Annotated in this window: 20 protein-coding genes; 2 read left to right on the plus strand and 18 right to left on the minus strand. The window is 43.0% G+C overall.

Translation table 11 applies throughout. The features are described from left to right. The 4 genes from NYE58_RS22070 to NYE58_RS22085 form a co-directional block, all read right to left on the minus strand. On the minus strand, window positions 1–708 hold the full coding sequence (locus tag NYE58_RS22070; protein WP_076277771.1) for a CpsD/CapB family tyrosine-protein kinase: 708 nt from the start codon (window positions 706–708) through the stop codon (window positions 1–3). Continuing rightward, a complete protein-coding gene (locus tag NYE58_RS22075; protein ID WP_341003040.1) occupies window positions 656–1,414 on the minus strand; it encodes a YveK family protein in 759 nt (252 codons plus the stop codon). The genes NYE58_RS22070 and NYE58_RS22075 overlap by 53 nt, the downstream gene beginning before the upstream one ends. Before the next feature lie 251 nt (window positions 1,415–1,665). Next, entirely contained in the window at window positions 1,666–2,628 is a 963-nt protein-coding gene (locus NYE58_RS22080; protein WP_076219900.1) for a permease prefix domain 1-containing protein, read from the minus strand. A gap of 6 nt (window positions 2,629–2,634) precedes the next feature. Next, on the minus strand, window positions 2,635–2,961 hold the full coding sequence (locus NYE58_RS22085) for a PadR family transcriptional regulator (RefSeq protein ID WP_076129753.1): 327 nt from the start codon (window positions 2,959–2,961) through the stop codon (window positions 2,635–2,637). Between the two features lie 118 nt (window positions 2,962–3,079). On the opposite strand from NYE58_RS22085, the gene NYE58_RS22090 reads away from it, so the two are divergent. After that, on the plus strand, window positions 3,080–3,334 hold the full coding sequence (locus tag NYE58_RS22090; RefSeq protein ID WP_341003041.1) for a hypothetical protein: 255 nt from the start codon (window positions 3,080–3,082) through the stop codon (window positions 3,332–3,334). A 1,403-nt stretch (window positions 3,335–4,737) separates the two neighbouring features. Here NYE58_RS22090 and NYE58_RS22095 read toward each other — a convergent pair. Next, complete coding sequence (locus tag NYE58_RS22095; RefSeq protein WP_076277776.1) at window positions 4,738–5,523, minus strand: SDR family NAD(P)-dependent oxidoreductase; 786 nt, start codon at window positions 5,521–5,523, stop codon at window positions 4,738–4,740. Window positions 5,524–5,722: 199 nt separating this feature from the next. Between NYE58_RS22095 and NYE58_RS22100 the strand changes: the two genes are divergently transcribed. After that, window positions 5,723–6,376 carry a TetR/AcrR family transcriptional regulator gene (locus NYE58_RS22100; RefSeq protein WP_076220107.1) on the plus strand — a complete coding sequence of 218 codons (654 nt, stop codon included), beginning with the start codon at window positions 5,723–5,725 and terminating at the stop codon, window positions 6,374–6,376. Between the two features lie 140 nt (window positions 6,377–6,516). Here the strand turns inward: NYE58_RS22100 and NYE58_RS22105 are convergent, their stop codons facing one another. The 13 genes from NYE58_RS22105 to NYE58_RS22165 all read right to left on the minus strand — a co-directional run bounded on the left by NYE58_RS22105 (window position 6,517) and on the right by NYE58_RS22165 (window position 25,709). Continuing rightward, window positions 6,517–7,332 carry an ABC transporter permease gene (locus NYE58_RS22105; RefSeq protein WP_038574573.1) on the minus strand — a complete coding sequence of 272 codons (816 nt, stop codon included), beginning with the start codon at window positions 7,330–7,332 and terminating at the stop codon, window positions 6,517–6,519. Window positions 7,333–7,334: 2 nt separating this feature from the next. Further along, window positions 7,335–8,366 carry an ATP-binding cassette domain-containing protein gene (locus NYE58_RS22110; protein WP_339243851.1) on the minus strand — a complete coding sequence of 344 codons (1,032 nt, stop codon included), beginning with the start codon at window positions 8,364–8,366 and terminating at the stop codon, window positions 7,335–7,337. Window positions 8,367–8,475: 109 nt separating this feature from the next. Continuing rightward, window positions 8,476–8,808 (minus strand): ArsR/SmtB family transcription factor, encoded by a 333-nt coding sequence (locus tag NYE58_RS22115; protein ID WP_341003043.1) that lies wholly within the window; start codon window positions 8,806–8,808, stop codon window positions 8,476–8,478. A gap of 1 nt (window position 8,809) precedes the next feature. Further along, complete coding sequence (locus tag NYE58_RS22120; protein ID WP_076129854.1) at window positions 8,810–9,232, minus strand: SRPBCC family protein; 423 nt, start codon at window positions 9,230–9,232, stop codon at window positions 8,810–8,812. A gap of 214 nt (window positions 9,233–9,446) precedes the next feature. After that, a complete protein-coding gene (locus NYE58_RS22125) occupies window positions 9,447–14,966 on the minus strand; it encodes a discoidin domain-containing protein (protein ID WP_341003045.1) in 5,520 nt (1,839 codons plus the stop codon). 31 nt (window positions 14,967–14,997) lie between these two features. Further along, on the minus strand, window positions 14,998–16,434 hold the full coding sequence (locus NYE58_RS22130; RefSeq protein WP_341003046.1) for a glycosyl hydrolase family 28 protein: 1,437 nt from the start codon (window positions 16,432–16,434) through the stop codon (window positions 14,998–15,000). A gap of 104 nt (window positions 16,435–16,538) precedes the next feature. Then, complete coding sequence (locus NYE58_RS22135; RefSeq protein ID WP_341003048.1) at window positions 16,539–18,125, minus strand: extracellular solute-binding protein; 1,587 nt, start codon at window positions 18,123–18,125, stop codon at window positions 16,539–16,541. 87 nt (window positions 18,126–18,212) lie between these two features. Beyond that, complete coding sequence (locus NYE58_RS22140) at window positions 18,213–19,076, minus strand: carbohydrate ABC transporter permease (RefSeq protein ID WP_076129850.1); 864 nt, start codon at window positions 19,074–19,076, stop codon at window positions 18,213–18,215. 30 nt (window positions 19,077–19,106) lie between these two features. Beyond that, window positions 19,107–20,081, minus strand: coding sequence for an ABC transporter permease (locus NYE58_RS22145; protein WP_076217808.1), 975 nt, complete (start codon window positions 20,079–20,081; stop codon window positions 19,107–19,109). 195 nt (window positions 20,082–20,276) lie between these two features. Continuing rightward, complete coding sequence (locus NYE58_RS22150; RefSeq protein WP_341003049.1) at window positions 20,277–22,508, minus strand: AraC family transcriptional regulator; 2,232 nt, start codon at window positions 22,506–22,508, stop codon at window positions 20,277–20,279. A 224-nt stretch (window positions 22,509–22,732) separates the two neighbouring features. Beyond that, the gene (locus tag NYE58_RS22155) at window positions 22,733–23,350 is read right to left on the minus strand and encodes a glycerol-3-phosphate acyltransferase (protein WP_341003051.1); all 618 of its coding nucleotides are present in this window, start codon (window positions 23,348–23,350) and stop codon (window positions 22,733–22,735) included. Next, window positions 23,350–24,441: a glycosyltransferase gene (locus NYE58_RS22160; RefSeq protein WP_341003052.1), complete on the minus strand. Its 1,092-nt coding sequence runs from the start codon at window positions 24,439–24,441 to the stop codon at window positions 23,350–23,352. Before NYE58_RS22160 ends, NYE58_RS22155 begins: the two co-directional genes overlap by 1 nt. Window positions 24,442–24,506: 65 nt before the next feature. Then, on the minus strand, window positions 24,507–25,709 hold the full coding sequence (locus NYE58_RS22165) for an MFS transporter (protein ID WP_076129845.1): 1,203 nt from the start codon (window positions 25,707–25,709) through the stop codon (window positions 24,507–24,509). Window positions 25,710–25,713: the final 4 nt, after the last annotated feature.

Raw genomic sequence — 25,713 nt, forward strand, 5'->3', positions numbered from 1 at the left:
TCAGACCATTCCTGAAGAAGAGGCCCACTCGGCAAAATCTTCACCACGAATCTTGGAACGCCTGCTCTTTTTCCGATAATTCAATACGGCTCCCAGTAAATGTGCTCCCTGCTGCTCTAACAAGTGCTTGGCAGAACTCGTGTGCTTTAAGAGCACTTTTCCGGATTTCACAACTAGCAATACCCCCTCAGTCATCGTTGCCAAAATAAGGGCATCCGAAAATGGCATTAATACAGAAGATGAGTCGATGACAATCGTATCAAAACGCACGCTCAGCTCTGCAAACAATCGCTTCATTCCTTCAGAGCCTAGTAATTCAGCGGGATTTGGTGAAATCGGACCAGAGGTCAATACAGACAAACCTTCTGCTTCCTCAATAGAAATAATGCAATCCTCTAAGCGGGTATGATCCACTAAGATACTGCTAAGCCCGATCCAATTAGGCAGATCAAATGCCTTATGCACCGTTGGCGTACGTAGATCCCCATCAATGAGTAGAACTGTCTTACCAGCTTCCGCCATGGCAATCGCCAGGTTTATCGCTACCGTTGATTTCCCTTCATCCGGAAGCGAGCTTGTGACTAATAAAGAGCGGATCTCTCCACCAACGCGGGTATAACGAATATTGGAGCGTATGCTTCGGAATTGATCTCCGTTAGATGACTTCGGTTGTTCCAGGCAATATAATTTTGGCGTCTTCTTCTTCATAACTTGTGGCTCCTTCTGCTGATTTGGTTTTCGCTTTATTCCGCCGTTTACGTGGCTTCAATTTGCCCACGGTTCCCAGAAGCGGAAGCTGCAAATCAAGCTGAATATCTTTGGCACTTCTCACGGGTTTCTCCATCATTTCCCGGAGGATAGAGATTGCGATCCCGGTAATCAGCGCCAATCCGAAGGCAACAGCCATATTGAAGACCGGCTTAGGTGAGACAGGATCAGAAGGAACCTTGGCACGGTCGAGAAATACAACATTCTCCACCCCCATAATCGATTGAATATTCGCATTAAAGGCTTCTCCGAAGCCATTCGCGATATCTGTTGCCCGTTGAGCTTTTGAATTGGTCACAATTACCGTTGTTACGAGTGATTCACTATTGGTTCTTGTCTTCACATTTTTGAGTAACTCTTCCGCTGTCATTTTTAGCTGCAGCTTTCTGACAACCTCTTCCGCTATCCTGCTGCTTCGAATGATCTCCCCGTAAGTGGTTACCAGTTTTTGTCCGGCCATAATGTCATTAATTGCTTTCTGCTGCCTGTCTCCTTGAATAAGTATAGAAGCTGTCGCCTCGTATTTCGGCTGTAAAACATAATAGCTAACACTACCAGCGAGCCCGACTGCAGCGATACATAATACAATAATGAACAGCAGCCTACGTTTTACTAGTTTCAAAATGCTGCCCAGTTCGAATTCCATCGATCATTTCTCCTAACTAGTTAATGTATTGTCGCCTCTTTAACAAGATTATTGTTGTATATTCATATTCTCTTTCTCTCAACATATGTCCAAGTCCGTACTTAAAATTTAAATGTCAAAATATTAAAGGGCTCATTTAGCTCACCTGTTAAAATCCAACAAAAAAAGGCATTCTTCCAGCAAAATCAACTGGTAGAATACCTTACATATAATCTATCTAGTTCAGGAATGTACAAGTGCAGTTAACACCATCAGGAGATATCTTTACGTTTCAGAACATGATGAACATTGCTTAACATGCCGGATAGAACTCCAGCAATTGGGAATACTGCCCAATTGACGTCCCAGCGCCCATAGACAAAACCCGTGAACAGAAAAATCGCCGTCGCCAAAGGCCATAATACAGCCCCAACAACTCCAACAAATCGGTTCTCTTCCTGCTTCTCTGCAGTGATATTCGGCTCCTCCAGCAACTTCGTATAAGTACCCTGGATATTCCCGTAATAGATGAACAAAAACACCGCCACAGCTGCAATAAACAGAAAAACAGCGACTCCATAGGGAGCATAGTCATCGTTGACATAGCTAGTGGTAAAGATAAAAGCCGGCGACAGCACGCATAGGCAGACTCCTGTAATCAGAGAAAGACGGTAAGTCGGAGCATAAAGACTTTGGCTCCGTTGAAGCGCCATCTTTAGAGCATAAGGCAGCTGAAAGCCTTGCTCCAGACTCTTAAAGCGATCCAGCTTCATTCCGCTGTGTATAAACATCCCGACCGCGATAGCGACCAGCACGAACATTCCGACCAGCCCCAGCATAGAACCTTTATCACTCATAACAGCCTTATTTTCAAATATTGTATCCAGGGTGATCAAAAACGCCACTCCGCATGCGCAGAGAAAAACGCCGATACCCGTCCATAATCCAGCGCTTCGTCTAGCCGCCGCATAAGCGTAAACCTCTTCTTCCGTCAGCACCGGAATAGCCTGTTCTGGCGCAACTGGATTGATGCCAAGCTCTGCTGTCAGTTCTTCAATATTGCCGAATTCCGATATGACGATACCAATCGCCTCATTCTCCGACTTGCCAGCAAGCTTCAGCTCCAGGTACTTCTCCTCCATCCCTGATAGCAGCTCTTGCTTCAGATGTTCCAGTTCCGGAGTCTTTGGCAGACCCGCAAACATATTATCCAGATATACTATGATCGTCTCCATGCTCTATCACCACTCCTTGATAAATTGGTTTACAACTTGCTGTGTAACCTTCCATTCCTCACATTTTTCTCGGTAATAGGCGAGACCCAAAGGGGTAATCCGGTAATACGTACGCCGCTTGCCAAGACTCTCATCCAGATAAAAGGATTCTATGTACCCGTTTTTCTCCAGTCGGGTGAAGGCAGAATATAATGTTGTCTCTTTCATAACATATTTCTCCTGTGTTAACTGCCTGATATTTTTGGAAATCTCGTACCCGTAAGATTCCCCGTCCAGCAGCATGTAGAGGATCATCGTATCATTGTAGCCGCGTATAACATCACTGCTGATCAAAAATATCCCCCCATGATTACTTCATCTGTCGTAGTAGTTGCAGTATAACATAATTACTACGACAGATGAAGTAGTTAATGGAAAAATAGGCCAACATAATTTGAGGACCGAACCTTCCTTGATTAAATCACAATTGCTGTCTGCGCATGACGTAGCTTCCAATATGAGGTTAGGTATACGAAGGTGCAGGCCAGTAGTGTTTGCGGGGACGATGGTGTTTACTAGTAGGCTGTTTGCGAAGTCGATGGTGTTCTCCAAATGGCTGTTTGCAAGACGATTTACTAGTAGGCTGTGTGCGAAGTCGATGGTGTTCTCCAATTGGCTGTTTGCAGGACGATGGTGTTTACTAGTAGGCTGTGTGCATAGACGGTGACGTTTACCTACTCTTAGTTTGGCGGATGAGGTACTATCGGACTCAGTTGGCGTTATTCGAGGCATTTTACTACTTTTCAGGTTCTATCGGACCTCACTCAATGCACCTATTGGCGCACAAAACATCATATTTAGGGCCCTTTCTAGGGAATAGCTGCACTGGAGTCCGAAACTACGCTAGAACTGCGAAAAACATACTAATAGTGTCATTGGGGTCCGTTAGCCTTGCTTGCCCCATTATCTATTGAAGCAACAAACCAACGCTGGTTTGTTGTCCTTTTTTGAACCTTAATACAATAAGGTTGACTGCAAGAACATAGGTGTTTACCTCCCCTTACTTTGGCGGACGAGGTACTATCGGACTCAGTTGACCTTATTCGCAGAAATTCCCCTTTTTGCTGATCCTATCGGACCCCAATGCACCTATTGGCGCACAAAACATCATATTTAGGGCCCTTTCTAGGGAATAGCTGCACTGGAGTCCGAAACTGCGCTGGAACTGCGAAAAACATACTAATAACGCCATTGGGGTCCGTTAGCCTTCCTTGCCCCATTATCTATTGAAGCAACAAACCAACGCTGGTTTGTTTTCCTTTTTATTGAACCTTAATACAATAAGGCTGACTGCAAGAACATAGGTGTTTACTTCCCCTTACTTTGCCGGACGAGCTACTATCGGACTCAGTTGACCTTATTCGCAGAAATCCCCCATTTTGCTGATCCTATCGGACCCCAATGCACCTATTGGCGCACAAAACACCATATTCGAGCCTACTTCTAGGGAATAGCTGCACTGGTGACCGAAACTACGCTGGAACTGCGAAAAACATACTAATAGCGTCATTGCGGTCCGTTAGCCTTACTTGCCCCATTATCTATTGAAGCAACAAACCAACGCTGGTTTGTTTTCCTTATTATTGAATCTTAATACATTAGTTAGTTAATTACCCTGAACGAGGTACTATCGGACTCAGTTGACCTTATTCGCAGAAATTCCCCACTTTTCTGATCCTATCGGACCCTAATGCACCTATTGGCGCACAAATCACCATATTCGAGCCCACTTCTAGGGAATAGCTGCACTGGAGTCCGAAACTACGCTAGAACTGCGAAAAACATACTAATAACGTCATCTGGGTCCGTACCACAGTGGATGATTATGAGTCGGCGGTGTGATTGAGATTTAGATGTCGATTGTTGATGGTGATGTTGATGTAGTTTGATGTTGTTAGATGATGTTGATTTTGTTGATGTAAATCCAAGCGAAACTGAGTCAAAGTCAGCAAGTCAAAACACAAAACAGCGGTTCTCCCATATTGGGGAGAACCGCTATTTTGTTGTTTTTTTATAATTAAAATACTTGATCATTGCTAACGAATACACCAACTTGAATACGTTGACCTATTAATGTCGTGTACGGAGCATGCGTCCAACAAAATAAAGCATTTGTTTTCGTGTGAAAAAACGTGACATTTGAGCAGAAATATAGTTTGTAAATCCTGGGACAGCAAATACTTTTTTAGCCTGAAGTGACCGAAGAGCCACTTGAACGACATTTTCTGGAGTGTCTCGTTTGCCTACCGAAGCCTCATCGGCTCCCACGACATTAAAAAATTCTGTTTCCGTAGCCCCCGGACATAACGCAAGAAATTGTACGCCCCGTTTCCGATTTTCCTCCCATAGCGCTTGAGTAAATGATAATACAAAAGCTTTTGTCGCTCCATATACAGCCATATTAGGGAGAGGTTGAAATGCAGCTGTTGATGCAACGTTTAAAATCACTCCACTTTTTCTATTTAACATCTCTGGCAAAAACAAATGGGTCAGATCTACAACCGCCAAAACATTTAGCATCACTTCTTCATGTTGTCTCGAACCAGATAGTTGTTCAAAAAGCCCATGCGTAGCAAAACCTGCATTATTAATAAGAATATCAACGTTCAAGCCACGTTCTACACATTGTTGATAGAGCCTGTCAGGGGAACCTTCTTGAGATAAATCAGCAACTAGAACCTCCGCTTGAATTTGAAATTCTCGTTTTAATTTTTCCGCTAAAGCAATCAGTTTATCTTCAGAACGGGCGACTAAAATTAAGTGACTTCCTTTGGCTGCAAGTTCTCGAGCAAACGCTTCACCTATCCCCGAAGAAGCTCCGGTAATCAACGTCCATTTATTTTGAATTGTAATCATTGCTATCCTCTCTCCCTTTAACGACCATTTAGAAACAGTGTTTCAATAAGAATCATTGTATCCAAGTGAGGTTGTGTTGTCAAATAAAGTTCTACACATTTAATTATTGGCTATTTCTCTTCTACATCAGTAAAATAAGGGTTAGAAATAACGGCTATCTAAAAAAAGCTAAAGTAAAGTTCTAAGGAAGTGAAACTACATGCAAAAATCGTCCAAAATATCTTCTATAGATGCTGAATCCGTTACAACCTACCCAAAAGCAAAGCAACGGCATGCGGAAATATTAAGACTGAACATTATCGAAGCCGCTGCGGCCATTATGCATGAATCTGGACCCGAAGGTGTAACCATCCGTAAGGTTGCTGAAAAAATGGAATGTCCCACAAAAATCATTTATAACTTGTTTGGAAACAAGGAAGGTTTAGCGAAGGAGCTTTTTCTGCAAGGGTGTAAATTGTTGGCTGCTGCCTTTCAAGCGGTTCCAAAACAAGACAATCTAAATTTATATCTTCGCGAGCTTGGACAAGCTTATTGGGATTTCTCACGGAATCATACTAGCTATTATATGGTTATGTTCGGAGGAGCCTTTAGCGAATTCAAACCGGAGGAGGAAAGCTTACATGCTATCTTTACGGCACTACAACAAGTGATAGCCCTTATTACAGAAGCCATCGAACAAGGATTTATTAACGAAAAAGACCCTCTGCTTGTTGTGAACCTGGTGTGGGCGTCATTGCATGGCGTCATTCATCTGCATTTAGGGGGACATATTCAAAACGAGGAAACGGCTAAAATATTGTATGATAGATCGGTCTCCAATTTAATTCATACCTTCTTTAAAAAAGATAATTAATTCTAAAAAGGCCTCTTTGCAAGTCCCTACTCAATAAATTCAAGCCGTAATCTTGGGATATCCTTAGATCACGGCTTTTTTAACATGCTAAAAAAACACAAAAAAAACGGCATTTCTGCCGCTTTTCTTCTTCTCTCTAATTATGTCCGGCGCATATATGCACGCACAGTAATAGGTGCAAAAATTGCAACAATCACAGCGGCTCCGATAAGTGAGATAGCGAAATCCCAGCCTACGGTTCCAGAGTTAGCAAGCTCACGGACAGCTGACACAAGATGCGAGATTGGATTGACTTTGACAAACCATTGCAGCCAGTTAGGCATCGTATCTACAGGCACGAAGGCGTTGGATAGAAACGTGAGTGGGAACAACACAATCATTGATATCCCTTGTACGCTGGAAGCGGTTCGGGCAATCACACCAAAGAAAGCGAAAATCCAGCTAATCGACCAGGAGCAGACAATAACCAAAAGCGCAGCAATTGCGACATGCTCCAGACCGCCATCAGGTCGGTAACCCATAATATAGCCCATGACAAAAGTAAGCACAGTAGCGATCGTATATCGAATCGTATCTGCCAACAAAGCTCCGGCTAATGGGGCTATACGGGCAATCGGCAATGACTTAAAGCGGTCAAACACCCCTTTATCCATGTCTTCCCGCAGTTGGACACCAGTGACGATGGAGGTCGTGATTACAGTCTGCACTAGAATACCAGGAATAATAACGGGCAAATAGCTTACTACATCTCCTGATATGGCTCCACCAAAAATATAAGTAAACATTAGTGTGAAAATAATTGGCTGCAGCGTTACGTCGAACAATTGCTCGGGTGTGCGACGGATTTTCAATATCCCGCGATAAGCCATCGTTAACGAGTTACGAACAGATTGTTTGAAGCTCGTATGGTTTTTCAATTGTCGGGTCGCACCTGGACTAATAGTAGAAGTTCTCATACTCATGCTCTTGCTGCCTCCTTATTCATTGATTCTTGTGATGCTTGGGATGCCTCATCTGTAACTCCATGGCCAGTGATCGTCAAAAACACTTCATCAAGCGTCGGTTTCTGCACACTCATCTCCGCGAGTGGAATCCCCGCTTCGCGGAGTGCAATAAGCAAATCAGTGACTAAATCAGCGTTCGCCATCGGTGCAGTAATTTTTCCAGCCTCATTCGGCACAATAGACTGGATATGCAGCACATGTTCCACAATCCGGCGCGCTTGAGCGATATCTTTAAGATTTTGGACTTTTAAGTGCAGCGAGGTGGTGCCCACTGAAGCTTTTAGCTCATCCACGGTGCCTTCTGCAACGACATGGCCATGATCAATAACTGCAATACGATCTGCCAGCTGATCGGCTTCCTCAAGATACTGTGTAGTTAACAGCACTGTTGATCCTGTGTTCACCAACCGACGAATGGTATCCCACATTTGCGAACGTGTCCGTGGGTCCAGACCTGTTGTTGGTTCATCCAAAAAGATAAGCGGAGGCTGGGCAATCAGACTCGCTGCAAGATCCAGACGTCGGCGCATACCGCCAGAGAAATTTCGAAGCGGCCGTTTCGCCGCCTCCGTCAGACCAAACTCTTCTAACAACTCCGCTGCCTTTTGCCGCGCCTCTGCCCGCCCTACCCCTAAAAGACGTGAAAAGATAATCAGATTCTCTGTAGCACTAAGTGACTCATCCACAGAAGCATATTGTCCCGTAACCCCTATCAATTGCCGGACAATCTGCGACTCCTTTACCACATCATGCCCGAAGATTCGCGCCGACCCCGCATCCGGACGAAGTAACGTAGCCAGCATCCGAATTACCGTCGTCTTTCCTGCCCCATTGGGACCAAGAACGCCGTAAATCGTGCCTGCCTTAACGTTCAGATTTACTCCATCAACTGCGCGATTGTCACCAAACGTTTTGACGAGCCCACGCGCTTCGACGGCCCAATCTCCAGGGTTGGGCTCAATTATTTTTTTGCGTTCATTTACCATTACAATTCCTCCAACGTTTTAGTTTGTATTGTGATGGTAACTCCCTTTTATAAACTGAATTTAAACAACACAAAAAACCGGGGAGCGCGATCTCACGCCACCCGGTTTATCACTTCTCGTCTGAGTCATCCTCAACATATTCTTTAAGCGCAAACAATTTATTAGCCCAGTAACCTTCAAAAAAGGCAAGCCAATCTTGCAGCTCCAGCAAAGGTTCTGGCTGAAGCTTATACCGGGTCTCCCGTCCGACTTTCTGACTGCTAACAAGCTGCGCATCGGACAATACCTGTAAATGCTTATTAACAGCGGTTCGGCTGATCGGGTAGCAATCCGTAATAGATGCAATAGACATTTCCTTACTAGCGAGCAGCTTGAGCAGACTGCGGCGGGTAGGATCTGCTATCGCTTGAAATACATCATGTCCTGCTTCAGCAACCGGCATATTAAGCCTCGATATAAGCAGGAAGTTTTTCTTGGACGATTTTTTCCCAGCCGCTGTTCATAAAGCCGCGTACGATTGGATGTGGTTGGCCAAATTCAGTAACTTTTTCAGGGTCCCATCCAGAATGAATCAAGGTAAATTCAGTTTTCCCTTCGATTTCTTTCAGTTCAAAAGCAAGATGCCAATCCTTCCCCCAATTAAAACCAACACGATTCGGAGGATCAACTTCGGTTACTTTACAAGGAGAATCTCCGAATTGTCCAGCATGCAGGATGAATTCATGCCCAACAACAGGCTCAAATGTACTAGGCATCCACCAGGCTGCCATTCCTTCTGCCGTGGCAACAGCTTTCCAAACCTTTTCTATTGGCGCATTTAGTAAAATCGTTTGACGAATTTCTTGTAAGGGTTCTTGAGTTTGCATAATAAATAGCCTCCTGCATTCTTTTAATATAACACCTTTTGGGTTCGCTTTTCATTATAACACCTTTAGGTGTTATGTCAATTTACAGATTTCCCTAATTCTCCGTTCGTTATTCAACGTCTCAATCCCTCAATAGTATCCTTTAACTGCTATAAAAAAGCCCCTCCCTTGGTCATCCCGAAGAAAGGGCCTTCCTATTACATCAGCTCTATGGTCAGTTTCTTGGCTTGACAGTTACTGTGATTTTCTCGCTAGATGTCTCGCCTGATGCATTGACTAATACCGCGTAGTATTCATATACACCTGGTGCCTTATCTTTAAGTTTCGTAACTGTCATCTGAGCCGCAGGGGTAGCAATGCTTAGTGTCTGTGTGTCGATTACTTCTCCGTTCTCATACAAACGGTACTCAGTACCATTCGTTCCCCACCACATATTCATCACAACGTCGTAAGTTCCATCCCCACTCCAGTTGTCGTGGGATACTATAGGCTTGCCCGGCGCTGCATCTGTAACAGTAAGGATTAGCGGATCGCAGGTAGTCGAACCGAAGCTGTTGACTAGCTCGCACGTGTACTTGTAGGTTCCATTTGATTTGCCCAAAATATCCGTACTCATGGCTTGTGCATTCGGTGAGCTGTCCGTCAGCATCTGGGTACTGATCAGTACATCGTTTTCATAGAGCTTAAACTCGGTACCGTTGTTCCCCCACCAAAGATTCATCGTGACGGCATAGCTGCCATCTCGAAGCCCGGTGTCGTGCCCATTATTGTCAGTTAACACTGGCTTTCCAGGGGCTCCACCAGCAAGCGGAGTTGTACTCTGGAGCCATTGTGACCAACGGACTAGAACCTCTGCCTGCTCAGAAGTGAACACCTGATTGCTCTGGAGATTCACTTCACTATTAAAAGCTTCCAGCAAGCTATGAACTTCTGCGCCAGCATGCTGCTGAGCTTTTTCTTTGGCGATCGCCAGCTGCTGCTTAAGTGAATTGGTTACGTTTTCTAAATCTGGAGCACCCGTCTCAGCTGCAAAATTTTTGGTTAATGCCGACAAGCTGTCAAATGTCGCATATACACTATACGAATGCTCTGCCAGCCCGACATTGCCCGCCGCATCCTCGGCTTTCGCAGTTACACTATGAGTTCCCGCTTCCAGCGTATACGCTTTAACATCTGCGAGCGTTGAATCACATGGCGAATAAGTGATGCCTGATACAGTATCAGCTGCACTACAGGTGATGTTTAATGTCTGCTCTATGGTATAGGAACTCTCTCCTTTAATTACCACCTGTGGTGCGGTCCGATCAATCTTCACCACAGCAGTCTTCTGCGGCTGTTCCACATTACCCTCTCTATCAACGCTCCAATAAACTAACTTATGGGTTCCTTCATTGGACAAAATAACTGAATTTCCGGTTTGCTGCTCGCCATCGTTTACTGTGAAATAGGTTGCCGCAACACCAGAGCCCGCATCTGTAGCTGTGAAGGTTACCAACGTATCCTTGTTGGTCCAACCTTGTGGCGCATCATCCGTTGTCACCGGAGCTGTTGGGTCCGCCCCTTTCACTACGCCATAAAAGCGTAATTCCGCCATGTTTCCAAACCAATTACTACTATTATAGATCCGGATATAACGATAGGCTTCTGCGTTACTAATACTTAAGGTCTGCCAATCCATCGTTTTTCCTGCAGGAGAGGAGATTGTCGTCCAGCTTGTATGATCATTCGAACCCTGAACCACAGTCCCATTGATTCGTGTAAAATAATTATCTTGCCTGGAAAGCACCTCTGCCTTGGACAGCTGGACCCTATTCCCTTCTTTAAAATCAAACGTTATAAATCCTCCATATCCACTACCATTTACCCGAAAATCCGTAATTGTGCCTGCATTTCCATCGAATAATGATCCCGCAACATTCCTGAGGTCGGTTGGTGTTCTCCCACTGGAATCACTTAAATTAGTAATCGCAAGCACATTACTAATCAACTCGGTCTCATCGGGAATGTACAGAGAGGAACCATCTGTAGTTGATGTTTTTTCCGGCCCCTCGATTCCCTCCTTTGACTTGTATTTAATACTAAAGTTCACAGGTCCAGGTTGTGCGTTATTGCCCATGACCGCTTCAGCCGTCCAATTGATCTTATCGACAGTAGCAACGGTTGCAACTTGATCCTGAATATTGACATTCACTTGGTTAATTGCATCGCTTGCTTTAAAAGACAATTTCACCGTGTCCCCAGGCACAATTCGTTTCTGGATACTTTGGTCGGAGCTAATGGACACCGCATCAAGCTTTGAATTGATTGTAATATCACCATACAAACGTAGTTCAGCCATGTTTCCATACCAGTTGTTTCCATTGGTGATGCGGATATAACGATAGGGTTCTGTGCTGTTAATCGTCAACGTCTGCCATTCCGGCGTATTTCCTGCTACATTAGAGATCGTGATCCACGTCACATTGTCGTTGGAGCCTTGCAACACTGTTCCATTAATTCTGCCCGCATAATTATCTTGCCTTCCGATTACTTCTACCCTAGACAGCAATGCCTGGCCGCCTTCTTTAAAGTCAAAGGTTAGATATGCACCATAACCACTGCCATTTAAACGAAAATCAGTGATAGAACCTAAATGATTATCAAATAAAACTTTTGCTGTTGCCAAAAGATCAGCCGGATTTCTCCCACTGGAATCGATTAGGTTTGCTATCTCAAGCACATTAGCGACAAGTCCCGTCTGATCTGCAATGAATAAAGTAGAACCATCTGTTGTAAAAATAGTCTCTACTGCATCCGCTCCAGCTGCCGTTTTATAATTGATCTTAAATTTCACAGTACCTGATGGAACATTTTCATTCACCACAAGCTTAGCTGTCCAGTTGATATTGTCCACAGAACTGACTGCAACAGGTTGACCCTGTATATGGGCCGTGGCATTACGGATCATTTCTGTAGACTTAAAGGATAATTGAATCGTATCCCCTGGTATAATTCGATTTCTTAAGCTTTGATCCGAGTGAATGGACACGGACTCTAATTGATTTACTGTCTCATACCGCTGGCCAAAGATTCTAAATTCAGCAATTTCCAGCATAGTACTCGAAGGCTTTATCATTTCCATTTTCAAAAATCGGAATTTTTCATGCTCCAGGCCTGCTTGAACCTCAAGTCTCTGCATCTCTTCAGTAACTGTTGTCAAGCCGGGGGTTAAGCGGGTCCAATTTTCTTTGTCATTCGATCCGAACATTGCAACGCCGCCAATTCTCTCCGGAAAACTAGCTCTTACCTGAAGCTCAAAGCTTTCTGCTGATATTTGAAAATCCGGTCCTAAATCCATGTAATGCGCCCGATCCTGCGCTGTATAATACCCCACAAAACTATCATTTGTGTTGTCCAGCAGATTCGGGACAGCGTTACCAAAGGTTGAGCTAACAAACATATTCGTAAAATTAACACTTCCATCTTTCATTAATGGCGTCAATTCTTTAAGACTTTGCACTGCGAGATTCAGGTCAAATAACTTCTGATAGAAGACCTCGTCAGTGGCAGTAGTAATTACATCCATTACCTCAGCGTGCACTTGCTTATAGTAAGCTAACGTTGCCGAAATGTAAGGCACATCAACATGATAAGGAGAAATGACGGCGTTGACGGCAGATTGCCGATCATTCGCTACTACAACACTAACATCCTTAGCTGTAACCGAAGTTCCATCTGCGGCACTCACTACAAAGGAGTAGGTTCCCGCATGTGCTCCAGACCAAGAGAAGACACCTGAAGTCTCATTGAACACTGCACCCTCAGGTAACTGATCCGCTTGATAGGTAACAACATCCGTTGCACCTGCGTCTGTCGCAGAGAAATCAAATTGAATTGCAGCTGTAGATCCCTCATAGGTAAACAAAGATACTGGTGCCTTTCCTGATGTAAATACTGGAGGGGTAAGCTGTGCCCCAGCTTTTAAATTAATATGGTCAATATCGACTGTTGTTCCATTTCCTTTTACATTAAAATAGACAAGATCGCTGAAGCCTTGGAACTCATTGAACTCATACTGAATATACCTCCATTGCCCCTTTGTATCAGGCAGCGTAACGGTATCGCCAAACACCTCCATGGTTGCTATGCCATTAGTCCGAATCTTAAAAGCAATGATTCGTTCGCTACTGCTTGCACCCACAAAAGCAATTTTACTGCCCTCATCTGTTGCGGTAATTTCAACGTAAGTAGTGTCTCCTTCTTGTTTTGTGGTGGAGTGACCATCAAGCTTCGTGTACCGGTCTTCTAGTTCTCTCAAATCTGGATTCGTTATCACCTTCGGCAAATTGAGCGTACCCTCGCCCTCTGCTTCTTTAGGAATGTACAGCCAATAATCCCCGCCTCCATCCGGAGACTCCCAATAGAAAGGCAATCGCTTAGCAAACATCTCGCTAAAATAAGGAGCTTCAACCTCCATATTTATTCCAGCTGTATATTTATAATAATAATAAAGATCATAGACATTACCGCCAATTCTCCCCCTGTAACCGCCAGCCAAGTGTTTATAGATAATCGTTGGATTTCCATTTACATCTGTATGTGCCGCCACTGGAATCCAGGGTGTATCATGGCCAATCATATACTTAGCAAAGTAGTCGGCAGCTTTTAAAATCCGTTGATCTAGAAATTCATACGGACCCACCGCATTTGGCGCACTAGAAACAGTCCCCTCTACCGGATCTACCTTTGTTTCCTGAGCCAATAATAAACGTGATAAAATCTCTACATTCGTTATATCCCCAGCGCCATGCGCCTGATCTCTGCCCATTTCAACATGCTGAACTACGGGTGGATTAACTTTTTCCCCTGTTACAATATTTGTATCAACCCATCTGAATAAAGCTTTTATCGCGCCATTTTGCCCCTGATCGACAGCGGTTTTATTGACGGTAAACCATTCAACTCCCTCATTGTACCTCTCTGTATTTCCTGTAAAAATATAACCTGACATAGCTCCAAGCAGCGGATAAAGATGCTGGTTCATAAAACGATCATTTGTGTGTTGGAACGTTTCAATAACCGGATTAATAAGATTATTCGTAAAATCAGCGACATCTTTTTCCGTCCATTTCAGCTCTTCAGTTTGAGCACTTGTGTACCTTAAGATTTCCGCCGCAGTAACCATTCGATTAAGTGGAATTCCTGTATGAATATGTGCATCATTAAAATACACGTATTTCTCAGGGTCCATCTGTGACCAAATCCGGATAATATGCATGGCATTGGCTCTGTAAACCTCATCACCCGATATTACATACAATAGAGCTTGTGTATAAGCCTTCAAACCATCCGCTATAAATCTTGAATTAAAGCCCTGGCTATTAAAAGCATCGCTCGCTGGTTTCAACGGATCCGCACCACTTTGATTGTTGGAAGTGACCGTCCTTGAAGCTGCCGGAGAGAGAAGCATCTGATTATAATAAGTGATCCAGGGTTCTTTTTGCGCCCGTACCTGTGTCCTAATATTCTCAAGAATATCCTTGGTCAGGCCAACACCCGGATGTTTGAATCCGCTTTCATCTATAACCTCATTAATGGTAGGTTGGTAATCCGTAATTATCGACAGCTCTGTCGATTCTACTGCGGCTCCTTCTGCCGATAAAGGCACTAGCGTTATCAACAAACTTAAGGAAACTGTGATCCTAACAATACGTTTAAGCGATTTTCCAAAGAGTAGCTCTTTAAATGAATTCATTGTTCTCCTCCATTCATTTACATCCTCTGATTTAATGCGAATAAATACCGCTGGCAAATTCATTCACTACAAAATGTTTGTTATTCAGGTCGACAATAACCTCCCCATTAATCTGAAGATTATAAAAATAAATATCCTTCACACCTCTTTCCTCGTCATAGCCGAATATACGGGAAGGATTGATATTCTTCCCATTGTAGGTGATATCGCTAAACTCTATATTTTCGATACATCGTCCTGGCACCGGATTATAGGTTTTATTCCACACCACGCGGACATCAAACAACTGCCCCAGTTCAAAATCCTCCACCCGGATATTTTTGAAAGTAACCTTACGAACGGTATTGTTGTCCCCTGCACAGATTGCCATAACCCCCCAATAATTTTCCTGCGGCTCGTGATGCTCAAGCACATCGATATTTTCAAACCAAATATTTTCTATAAAATCGCCATTATGTTGGTGATCACCATGAATACCGACATGCATGGCATGAGCAACGTCCGCCCAGAGTATGGAATCTTTAACCGTGATATGGCGTGAGTCTCCATAATACTCTCCACGGCTGCCGTAAATGGCAATGCAATCATCAGAAGTTCTCAAGAACACATCTTTAATATCCACATTTGAGCTAGCCATCATATCAATTCCATCACACCAACCGCGTGTACTGTAAGCTTTGAAGTTATGAATGCGGATATGCTTAGACGCTCCGATATATATACTGTAATGCGGAGGATCAAGCGTGATGATCCCTTCGATCTCAATCTGTTCAGAATGCTGGATTTGAACGCCTCTTAAATAAGTGGTTTTCTCCATATCCGCCAAATACAGAACACCTCTGCCGCGAACAACAACATTCTCAGCATGATCAATCATTATGGATCCGCAAAGGATCGCGCCTCCGGCAATATAAACTGTGGTCCCAGAAGGGATATGCAGCATTGGATTCTCGAATTGATGATAGCCGGGCATAAAATATATCGTCTGACGCTCCCCGTTAGCCCTTTCTGACAAACGCTGAACTTGTTCTGCGATAGCCGCAAATTGATGTATTCCTGGTTGGACAAGCACTACATTATCATCGTCATGTCTAGGAGGGGCTGTCTCCAAGGGGTTGGCAAAAAGATGCAAGTTACTAAAACGTTCTCCATTGATTTCAATGGAAAGCTTACACGGGTGCTCCAATGTGAACAAAAGGGTATTCTCTTCGATTTGAAAGGAGATTTGGGATGCCAAAGGGCGAATAACCGCTTGTTCAATCTGTTGTTTTTTACAATGAACAGAGACCTCCACCGTGCCATCCATATCAAAATAAACCATCGATGTCGACCGAACCTGATGCATATCCACCTTTGCTTCAAAAACAAACAGAGATTGCCATACCCCACCAGGCTCTCTTACGCTTACTGTAAAATCGTCTTTCCCCAGGGCTTCATTCGGCTGCTCATAAATAATTAATTCGCTCATTTCTACCTCCGTTATCTTAGAATCAACTCACTTAAGGGTTTAATAAATAGGCTGGAGCAAGCTTTTGCTCCAGCCTATCATCCAGTACTAATCAGCGAACGCTGCTATTTACGATCTGCCAGCACTTTATTTACCTCATCCGTTACTTCCTGACCTCCGGCCTTTAGCCAGCTATCCTTGAAATTATCAAAATCTTTACCCGTGTTCGCTTCTCCTGTAATTGCTTTGATAACAAACGTATCTTGCAACGTCTTCAGATTGCCCCAATACTTGGGTTTGCTTGTTAATACCGCTGGTCCCAGTACATCTAGCAATGGTGTAACACCTGGAGTGATCTTGTCTCTCAAATCTAGCAATTCTTGTTTTACCGTATGTTTTTCCATTGAAGTGTCTGTGGAGCTAAGTGGATTATAGAAATTGCCCGCTCCCATCTTCGGAGCACTAACCTCTTCATCCGCTTTTGGAATGGCAAGGTCCCCTTCCATATCATAGCTCACACCCAATTGACCGAAACCTGTCAGCAGAAAACCTTCGGAATCCGTAGATACATATTCGAGAATTTCCATAATCTTATGACGTTTCTTCTCATCCTTTTCGAGTTGAACACCGAACAATACCGGTGCCTGTCTTGCACCATACGCGAAAGAATAAGCAACGCCATCTGGAGCTGTAAACGGCTTGCCAGGCACGAATATTTGACCTTTCTCTAGACCAGGTTTTGCGACAAACCCAGATTCTTTATAAAAATTGCCCCACTTCCCGTTATCCACCATACCCACTTTTTGATTAGCAAATTTAATATTGATTTCGTTATTATCACTAGTTATGAATTCAGGATCAATCAGACCTGCTTTGTACCATTTGCTCAATAACGCCAATGCTGATCGCGTCTCTTCTGTAATGCCTCCATAAACTACGTTCCCGGAAGCATCCTTCTTGAACTGATAAGGGGAAACAGCAAATGCTGAGAAGACACTTGTGAACAATTGCTCTGGAAGCTTGCCGCGGCCGATTAACCCGTAAGTATCCTTCTTCCCATTTTTGTCCGGATCTTCATTAACAAATTTGGTGAGTACATCCTCAAGCTCTTCCAGGGTCTTTGGAGGTTCTGAGTAGCCAATATTTTTCAGCCAGGCTTCATTATAGCCCGGAATAAATCCATCAAGACCACCTGGCCAAATTTTCGGGATCCCCCAGTTTTTTTCGTTGTATAAGCCTACGCCCCATGCCCCGGAATCAACCGAATCCAATGCTGCTGCATATTTCGGCATCAGGGATTCAATTTCAGCCTTATCAATCGTCGCAATAATCCCTTGATCTGCCCATTGCACCATATCCGTTTCGTTTGCATCGACCGGGAAGATATCAGGAATATCTCCAGAAGCTAGAAGCACCGAAAATTGTTCTTTCCAAGTTCCACGTTCCAATTTAATATTTTTGATTTTTACATTAAATTTCTTCTCGAGCTCGGTTTGCACATAGTTACCGTCTTCTTCTGGCGTATTAAAGTTGTTCGCCCAAATAATTTCAATCGGAGCTTCAGCTGCTGATGCCCCCCCTTGACCTTGATTCGTCGCCTTCGCTTCGTTAGTGCTATTATTCGCCGCATTCCCGCCGCAACCACTCATGACAAGTGAAGCCGATAGGGCTATCGCAGCAATTCCCAACCATTTCTTGGATGTATGCCTCATATTCTTTTATTTCCTCCCTTTTTTTGTTCATCTATATATTTAGACAGCCCGCGGATATAGCGGACTGTTTAAACCGTTCTGAGCCTTCTAACCCTTAAGTGATCCAACCATAATTCCTTTGACGAAGAAACGTTGCAGGAATGGATAGATCATTAATATAGGCAGCGCTGTAAACATAATAATAGCCGCTTTGACCATTTCAGGAGCCTGCTCATTGGTAGGAAGTGGTAACATCGGATCTCCTTCGGCTGAAATAACAAGCCGTCTTAAGAAAAGCTGCAGTACAATCTTTGATTGATCCTGCATATACAACATTGCATCAAACCAAGCGTTCCAGTGCCCTACTGCAGTCCATAGGGCTAATGTTGCTAGAACAGGCTTCGACAGCGGAATAACAATCGTAAATAAGATCCGCATATCATTAGCCCCATCTATTTTAGCTGAATCCTCCAGTTCCTCCGGTATACCCATAAAGAAATTTCGCAGGAGCAGAAGATTAAACGTGCTGAGCAGGCCGGGGACAATATAAACCCATAACGAATTTATAAGTCCCAGACTTTTGATTAGCAGATAGGTAGGGATAAGCCCGCCGCCAAAAAACATCGTTACGACAATGAACATTGTATAAAATCCCCGGTGCGGCAAATATTTACGAGATAGCGGATATGCTCCCAGTGACAGAAACACGAGTGTCAGAACTGTTCCTACAACTGTGCGGAAAACCGTATTCCCCATCGTTTGCCAGACCGTATCTGTTGTCAGTACACGCTTCCAAGCAAAGAAGGAAACTTCTTTGGGATAGAAATGAATTCCCGGCCGTAGTGCTTCCGCAGGGGTGCTAAACGATATAGAGAGCACATGCAAGAAGGGATAAATCATCGTAATACAAAGAATGATTACAAATAGGATTAGAAAGACTTGGAATACTTTTTCACCAGTGGATAGCTTCAATTGTAGTTACTCCTTCCTTACATTCATTCATTAATAAAGACCTTCCTGCCCCATTTTTTTCGTTATGAAGTTAGCAAATAACACCAGGATAAGACCCACCACATTTTTAAATAATCCAACAGCCGTCGTTAGACTGAACTGAAAGTTTTGCAGACCTATCCGGTACACATAAGTATCTAACGTATCCGCCACCCCATATACAGCTGGTGAATAAAGTGTTAAGACTTGATCGAAGCCAGCATCCAGCACACTCCCTACCCGAAGAATAAGCAGAATAGCAATCACCGGCAGGATCGAAGGAATGGTGATAAATAACGTTTGTTTCCAGCGATTGGCTCCGTCCAGAACTGCAGCTTCGTACATTTGGGAATCGATGCTTGCTAATGCTGCTAAGTATATAATCGTTCCCCAGCCGATTTCCTTCCATATTCCTGACATAACGAGCGTAAAGCGGAAATATTTCTCGCTGCCTAAAAAGTAAATGGGATCAAAGCCGAGCCACTGAATAATATAATTGACCACACCGGAATTCGGAGATAACAAAGCGATCAATATCCCCCCAATAACGATCCAGGATAAGAAATGGGGTAAATAGGATATCGTCTGTGCAACCTTCTTGAAGAAGGAAAACCTAAGTTCGTTAAATAACAGAGCCAATATGATCGGTGCAGGAAAACCAAAAATGATATGGTAAAAACTGATAATAAGCGTGTTCTTAATGATTTTCAAAAAGTCGGGTGAAGCTGTGAACAAATATTCGAAATGCTTTAAGCCGACCCAAGGACTTCCCCAAATTCCATCACGAATAAAATAATCTTTAAAAGCCAGTTGAATGCCATACATCGGGCCATAAGCAAATACGGTATACCAGATGATCACGGGAGCTAGTAATAAGAATAAATATTTGTTTTTTTTGTATTGGCGCCAAGTATGTGTCCACCTCGAGACTTTCGGCTTAAGATTCTCTCCCTGTTTTTGAATGCCAGCAGTGCTTGCCGGGTTCATAGTTGTTTTCTCCTTCCGAATACGATTTTGCGTTAAGACTGTGTCTGAACACCCCTTACGTTAGGGCATTGTAAGCGCTTTTTCTATTGTAAATTCATTAAAATCAGTAAATTATCTTCGTATTGGGGCTATAATTTTTCGAACAAAAGAAAAGACAATCGCGAGACGATTGCCTTTTCCACATGGATTGGAGAATTATGCACTTGAATGGTTCGAATGGTTTGCATTGCCTGCGTTCCTATACTGGACCGGTGTAACTCCGTAACGTGTTTTGAATTTGTTGTGAAAATATTGCGGGTTACGATAACCCACCTGAGCAGAAATCTCAGCCACGGACAGCTGCTTTTTTTCTCTTAATAAATCAGCCGCCTTCTCCAACCGCACTCGGGTTACATATTCAGTGAACGATTCATTCATAACGGTTCCGAACAAGGTAGAAATATACGATGGCGCCAACGAAGCAACCTCAGATAATTTATTTAGCGATAAATCCTCTTGAATATTATCATCGATAAAGATTTTTAATTTATGAATGATCTCTGTATGTGCGTGATTTCCTGACTCTTGAATATAAGCTGTAATTTGTGCCGATAAATCACGAATGGAATCAAGGGTTTCGGCCAACGTCTCCTTTTTGAACTCATCGAACAGACTGGAAGGCGAAACGATTTGTTGCAGATCAAGCTCAATAATGGTCTGATACAGGACCGTAACCAACTGAAGCAGGCCTAACTCAACTGTCTCCAATTGGACATCACCTTTCTCCATGACCCTTTGGAAATCGTCCATAAACCTGTTCATCGTAACGTCATTGCCTGCCTTTAAGGCATTTTTATAAAGATCAAAAGAGAATAAGTGTGGCGTAACATCGTTAAGCGGGATATGTGAATACCGCACAATAGCTTCCGAACCATAGATAAACCGATATCGATAGGCATGTAAGGCATTTTGATACGAAAAGGGGATTTCTTCAGGTGCCTGAACCTTCGATCCAAGCGCTGCTCCAAAGTGTAGTTGCTCAGGCAACACATTTTTTATAAGCTCCAGTTCCTTCAATAATAAAAGCTCCAGCTCTTCGTGATCCTTATTCAACTCACTGAAATAGATAAGCGCCGCTTCCTGGGTATTTAAGCTGACGAATTTATAAAAGCTATAGGCAGCATGCTGTTCATAAAAAGCCCTGAATTCCTCGCAATCTCCCTTAGTTATACGAATATAGCTAGTCATGTAATGACATTGCAAAGGTAAATAATCGTAGTAATCCGAGCCAACGCCTGCACCTAATACCAGATTTTTTAGTTCATTCACTTTAGCTTTAGATTCTAAGGTTTCGATTTTTTGACCTAGCTTTGAGATTGTACTACCAATAATAGCGAATTCATTTTGCGAATAGTTTACGTTGCCTGGATGATAAAAGCTGCGAACATTGTTAACAAGCTTCTTCATCGGAACATATACACGTTTGGAAATCAAATAAGCGAATAGAAGCCCAATAAACAATACCAGGATACAGCTGACAAATATTTGGCTCTTCAGCTGCTTTGATGAGGATACAAATGAATTCATAGGCCGTATTAATACGTATTTCCATTGATTATTCGAGGTTTGGTCATTTTTAAAAGACAACACATATTTGTCGCGTTTATTATAATGAATTTCCTTATTATTCCCTGCTGACTCCATCCATTGCTTAGCAGTCTTAAGCCCCTCTTCGACGTTCGAGCCCGTATGGATAATAGGGCTGCCCTTTTCATCAAAAGCATATAGCTTTTCCATCGGCGAGCTCATCGTGCTGGAAATCATTTTATTGATGTATTCTAAGCTAACGTCAATGTACATGGTGCCGGTTGATGTTTTTGATAAAGCACCATAGGGAAGGGCGATTGCGTAAGTCAACACCTCTTCTTCATCCGATAACGTTCTATATGTCCAGCGGTTTAAGGCTGGTGTCACTGAAGTTTTCAAGAAGAAAGCATCTGGAGAATTGTCCAGCTTCGAATAAAATTGGCTGTTATCGATGATATAATTTCCTTTCTCGAAGTATGTGGATATTTTGTAAACGCCTTCATTAGTAAGCTTGAAAATTTCGAGATCCTTGCGAAAAGCTAATATTCTGCTCGTATTGCCTTCCCATTCACTATCCAGTAAATAATTCAGCATAGATTGATTCTCTAACGACAAGGTAGACACTGCACGGTTGCGGATACTGTTTTCGTATTTTTGCAGCAGCGTATTCTCCACAAAATCACTTGAAGTCATCAGTCGTTGCTTACTGTCTCTGGCAATCTCATCCACCATTAAGCGATTAGCCTGAACATACAGATAACTGCCCACAAGTCCGATTAAAACAACGGCTAATAATGTGAATGAAAAAATCAGATGGGTAAACCATGTGCCTCCATTTCTTAATCTGCCGCCGATCTTCATCACAAGCCCCCCTTTAGTTCATAACCCTATCTCTGTAACTTTCTAAATTGAAAGCATTTATAATTAAAGATACTAAAATGCACCAACTTTAGCCATTATAAAATCTTCTGTTTAAAGATAACGCATCTTATAAAACCGAAAAAAAACAGGCTTCCCCGAAATTAATCGCTGGAAACCTGTTTATTAACCTATACAAAACATCTATCGCGACAAAGAAAGTAACTTCAATGCCCCCGCTCCCTTTTTGAATATTCCTTCACCCATGCAATCCATTCTAACCTGTGCGTATACACAAGGATCACAAAGCTCCCAAGCCATACCCACAGGATAGGAGCAGACCACTTACTGATGCACAAATAGATAAAAAGGAGCAGCATTCCGCTAACCACTTGCACACCATCCGAGACAGGTGAATTCCCTCTGCTTTTGTACCCGCTGCCGAGCACTTTCAACACTGCCAGGATAACTGCTAATGCTAAAGAGGCCTTGAATCCTGTCAACGCGCTCCATACCCCAAAGGTTACGGCAATCGCCTTCCCTCCTTTTCCTTTAAGAAATGGAGAGAAGGCATGACCGGCAATAGGAGCTAAGGCTAGCGGAATAATGAAATAACCCTGACTATAATGACTTTCCATTACCCATAAAAGAGGCAAATATCCTTTTAAAAAATCCAACAACACCCCAAAAATTCCGAATTTATAGCCAGATGACTTCCATAGATTCAAAGCCCCCGGATTACCGTCGCCAATGTCTTTCAAGTTCTTTTTACGCGCAAGACCAAGCCAATAGGAAAACATAAGAGATCCCGACAAAAATAAACCCGCGACCCACAATATGATCATTAGTCCCTAGGGCCTCCCACCTGGATATGCCTTCCTTTCCAGCTTACATGCCTCAGAAAAACAACCTGATAAATCGAATACAGCATGATCAAGATAAAGAAAACAGTTGCCACCACGTGAAATACAGGAATAACGATGCCAAATACACCTACATATTTTATAAAATAAAAGAGCTGGAACATATAAAGGAGATAACCGATCAATAAAGGCATAAACCAGGTAGTATTCGCAAAAATAAACACAGTTTCTGAGATGATGAGTCCGATCACCCAAAGCGCGATTGGAATAATTGTCCGCGGACTTATCGTTGAGGTGCTTAAGACAGCCCCTTTACTGAAGCCTTCAATCTCACTTTTTATCCCCTTCGGATACATACGAAAAGATACTAAGCCATAACCGATAAAATTTCTAATGGGAACACCTGCAGCGATAAACTTCTCTCCTAAAGACAAATCATCCAGCACTTCAGATCTAATGCTTTGATGGCCATTAACTTTTTCATAATCCTGCCTTAAAGCTAGAATACACGAACCGTATAATCCTTTTTTAGCGTTATTCTTTTCAAAAACAGAGGTGAATGTGAAGATCCCCAGCATATTCATGATTAAGGCAAGTTTCTCAAACAGCTTTTCTGTATGATGAAAAGGAACTACCGAAATGACACCTTTCGATAGCTCCCTTGCTTTTAATAATGAGGCCAGAGCGTTAGGCTTTAACCGGATATCTGCATCCAAGAAAGCAAAAATATCGCCCGAGGCTTGTAAATACCCATTCCAGATTGCCCAGCTCTTGCCCGTCCATCCCTCAGGGAGACTGCTGTTGGCAATAACCTTAACTCCATAGCTTTCGGCAATTTCCTTGGTCCGATCCTCCGAGAAATCATCCACAACAATAATTTCATAGGGGGTAATGGTTTGGAGCTGGAGTGAGTCGAGCAGAAAACGCAAATTGTATTCTTCATTTCTTGCGGGGATAATGATGGACAATTTCTCCGGTCCTTGAACATGTTCGTGATCGGCGGCCAATATATTCTTTCTAAACAATATAAAACCGGAGAGACATCCAGCACCTATAATAATTAACAACCACATTTACAGCTCCCCCCTCCTATAGCTATATATATGAAGGGTTAGTCCGTAATATATTCAATTCAAATTTAACCGACATTTACTTTTGCTGAGTATTGATTAAGCTTTTCTGTACACAAGAGCATAACGATGGCGAAAAAAACGATCATCGCAGGAAAAATACCCAGCGTGAATTTCGAAGCTAATAAGCCGATAAAAGGCGGCATCAGCGTGGTGCCGGTATAAGCTGTTGCCATCTGAAAGCCCATAATCGACTGAGCATGTTTCTTCCCGAATCGTACAGGGGTTTCATGTAGCATACACGGAAAAATAGGGGCTAACCCTAAACCTATAATCATAAATCCTACAAGTGAAACTATAGTTGGAAGCGGCAATACTAACAGCACCGTACCGATTAAAGCAATGAGCTGGCCATATCGAATTAGCTGTTTATTACTCATTTTAAAAGTAATGAAACCCGTCACCATTCTACCAAAGGTAATCCCTAGATAAAAAAATGATACCCATGTCGCTGCAGTTGATGCAGGAATGTCTTTAATGTTTACAAGAAAGCTGCTCCCCCATAAGCCCATACTCGTTTCGATGGCAGAATAAAATAAAAAGGTTAACATTGCTAGCTTTACCCCTCTTAATTTCCATGGTTTTGTGTTCTCTGCGGCATGCTCTAGCTCCGGATGATTGAACTCAGGATCACTTTCAGCATTCGGGTGGTTATTGCTCCCAGCCACTCTATCCCATAAAGGCAGTGTAACGAATAGAATAATGACTAAGCTCAATTGTATGTAAGCAACCGTAAGATAACCTTGCCGCCATAGACCTTCTCCAGAGATAAAAGAGCCCATAATAATAGGACCCAGCGTGGCGCCCACTCCCCAGAAACAGTGTAACCAACTCATATGATGGGCTTTATAATGCGTAGCCACATAACTATTTAATCCGGCATCTACAGATCCCGCACCTAAACCAAGTGGAATTGCAGCAATAATTAACCAGACTAACGAAGGTGACCCTGCAAAACCAAGCAACGCTACAGCAGTCATGATACAGCTAATAAGAGTTACTTTCCCTGTACCAAAACGTTTAAGGATAACACCACTCATTAAACTGGACACAATTGTCCCTACTGCAATAACCATCGAAAGAATTCCAGCAGTACCTAATGAAGCATTTAAGTCCATTCTCATCACTGGCCATGCGGAGCCAAGCAATGAATCCGGCAAGCCTAAACTAATAAATGCTAAATAAATAATAATAAGAAAAAAAGTTGCCATAGTT

The sequence above is a fragment of the Paenibacillus sp. FSL L8-0708 genome (genome assembly GCF_038009325.1).
GTDB classification, from domain to species: domain Bacteria; phylum Bacillota; class Bacilli; order Paenibacillales; family Paenibacillaceae; genus Paenibacillus_AQ; species Paenibacillus_AQ odorifer.

Excerpts from the sequence above, each read along its gene's own strand:
- NYE58_RS22070 (WP_076277771.1), bottom strand. The coding sequence starts at position 708 with ATGAAGAAGAAGACGCCAAAATTATATTGCCTGGAACAACCGAAGTCA.
- NYE58_RS22075 (WP_341003040.1), bottom strand. The coding sequence starts at position 1,414 with ATGGAATTCGAACTGGGCAGCATTTTGAAACTAGTAAAACGTAGGCTG.
- NYE58_RS22080 (WP_076219900.1), bottom strand. The coding sequence starts at position 2,628 with ATGGAGACGATCATAGTATATCTGGATAATATGTTTGCGGGTCTGCCA.
- NYE58_RS22095 (WP_076277776.1), bottom strand. The coding sequence starts at position 5,523 with ATGATTACAATTCAAAATAAATGGACGTTGATTACCGGAGCTTCTTCG.
- NYE58_RS22100 (WP_076220107.1), top strand. The coding sequence starts at position 5,723 with ATGCAAAAATCGTCCAAAATATCTTCTATAGATGCTGAATCCGTTACA.
- NYE58_RS22105 (WP_038574573.1), bottom strand. The coding sequence starts at position 7,332 with ATGAGAACTTCTACTATTAGTCCAGGTGCGACCCGACAATTGAAAAAC.
- NYE58_RS22110 (WP_339243851.1), bottom strand. The coding sequence starts at position 8,366 with ATGGTAAATGAACGCAAAAAAATAATTGAGCCCAACCCTGGAGATTGG.
- NYE58_RS22115 (WP_341003043.1), bottom strand. The coding sequence starts at position 8,808 with ATGCCGGTTGCTGAAGCAGGACATGATGTATTTCAAGCGATAGCAGAT.
- NYE58_RS22120 (WP_076129854.1), bottom strand. The coding sequence starts at position 9,232 with ATGCAAACTCAAGAACCCTTACAAGAAATTCGTCAAACGATTTTACTA.
- NYE58_RS22125 (WP_341003045.1), bottom strand. The coding sequence starts at position 14,966 with ATGAATTCATTTAAAGAGCTACTCTTTGGAAAATCGCTTAAACGTATT.
- NYE58_RS22130 (WP_341003046.1), bottom strand. The coding sequence starts at position 16,434 with ATGAGCGAATTAATTATTTATGAGCAGCCGAATGAAGCCCTGGGGAAA.
- NYE58_RS22135 (WP_341003048.1), bottom strand. The coding sequence starts at position 18,125 with ATGAGGCATACATCCAAGAAATGGTTGGGAATTGCTGCGATAGCCCTA.
- NYE58_RS22145 (WP_076217808.1), bottom strand. The coding sequence starts at position 20,081 with ATGAACCCGGCAAGCACTGCTGGCATTCAAAAACAGGGAGAGAATCTT.
- NYE58_RS22150 (WP_341003049.1), bottom strand. The coding sequence starts at position 22,508 with ATGAAGATCGGCGGCAGATTAAGAAATGGAGGCACATGGTTTACCCAT.
- NYE58_RS22155 (WP_341003051.1), bottom strand. The coding sequence starts at position 23,350 with ATGATCATATTGTGGGTCGCGGGTTTATTTTTGTCGGGATCTCTTATG.
- NYE58_RS22160 (WP_341003052.1), bottom strand. The coding sequence starts at position 24,441 with ATGTGGTTGTTAATTATTATAGGTGCTGGATGTCTCTCCGGTTTTATA.
- NYE58_RS22165 (WP_076129845.1), bottom strand. The coding sequence starts at position 25,709 with ATGGCAACTTTTTTTCTTATTATTATTTATTTAGCATTTATTAGTTTA.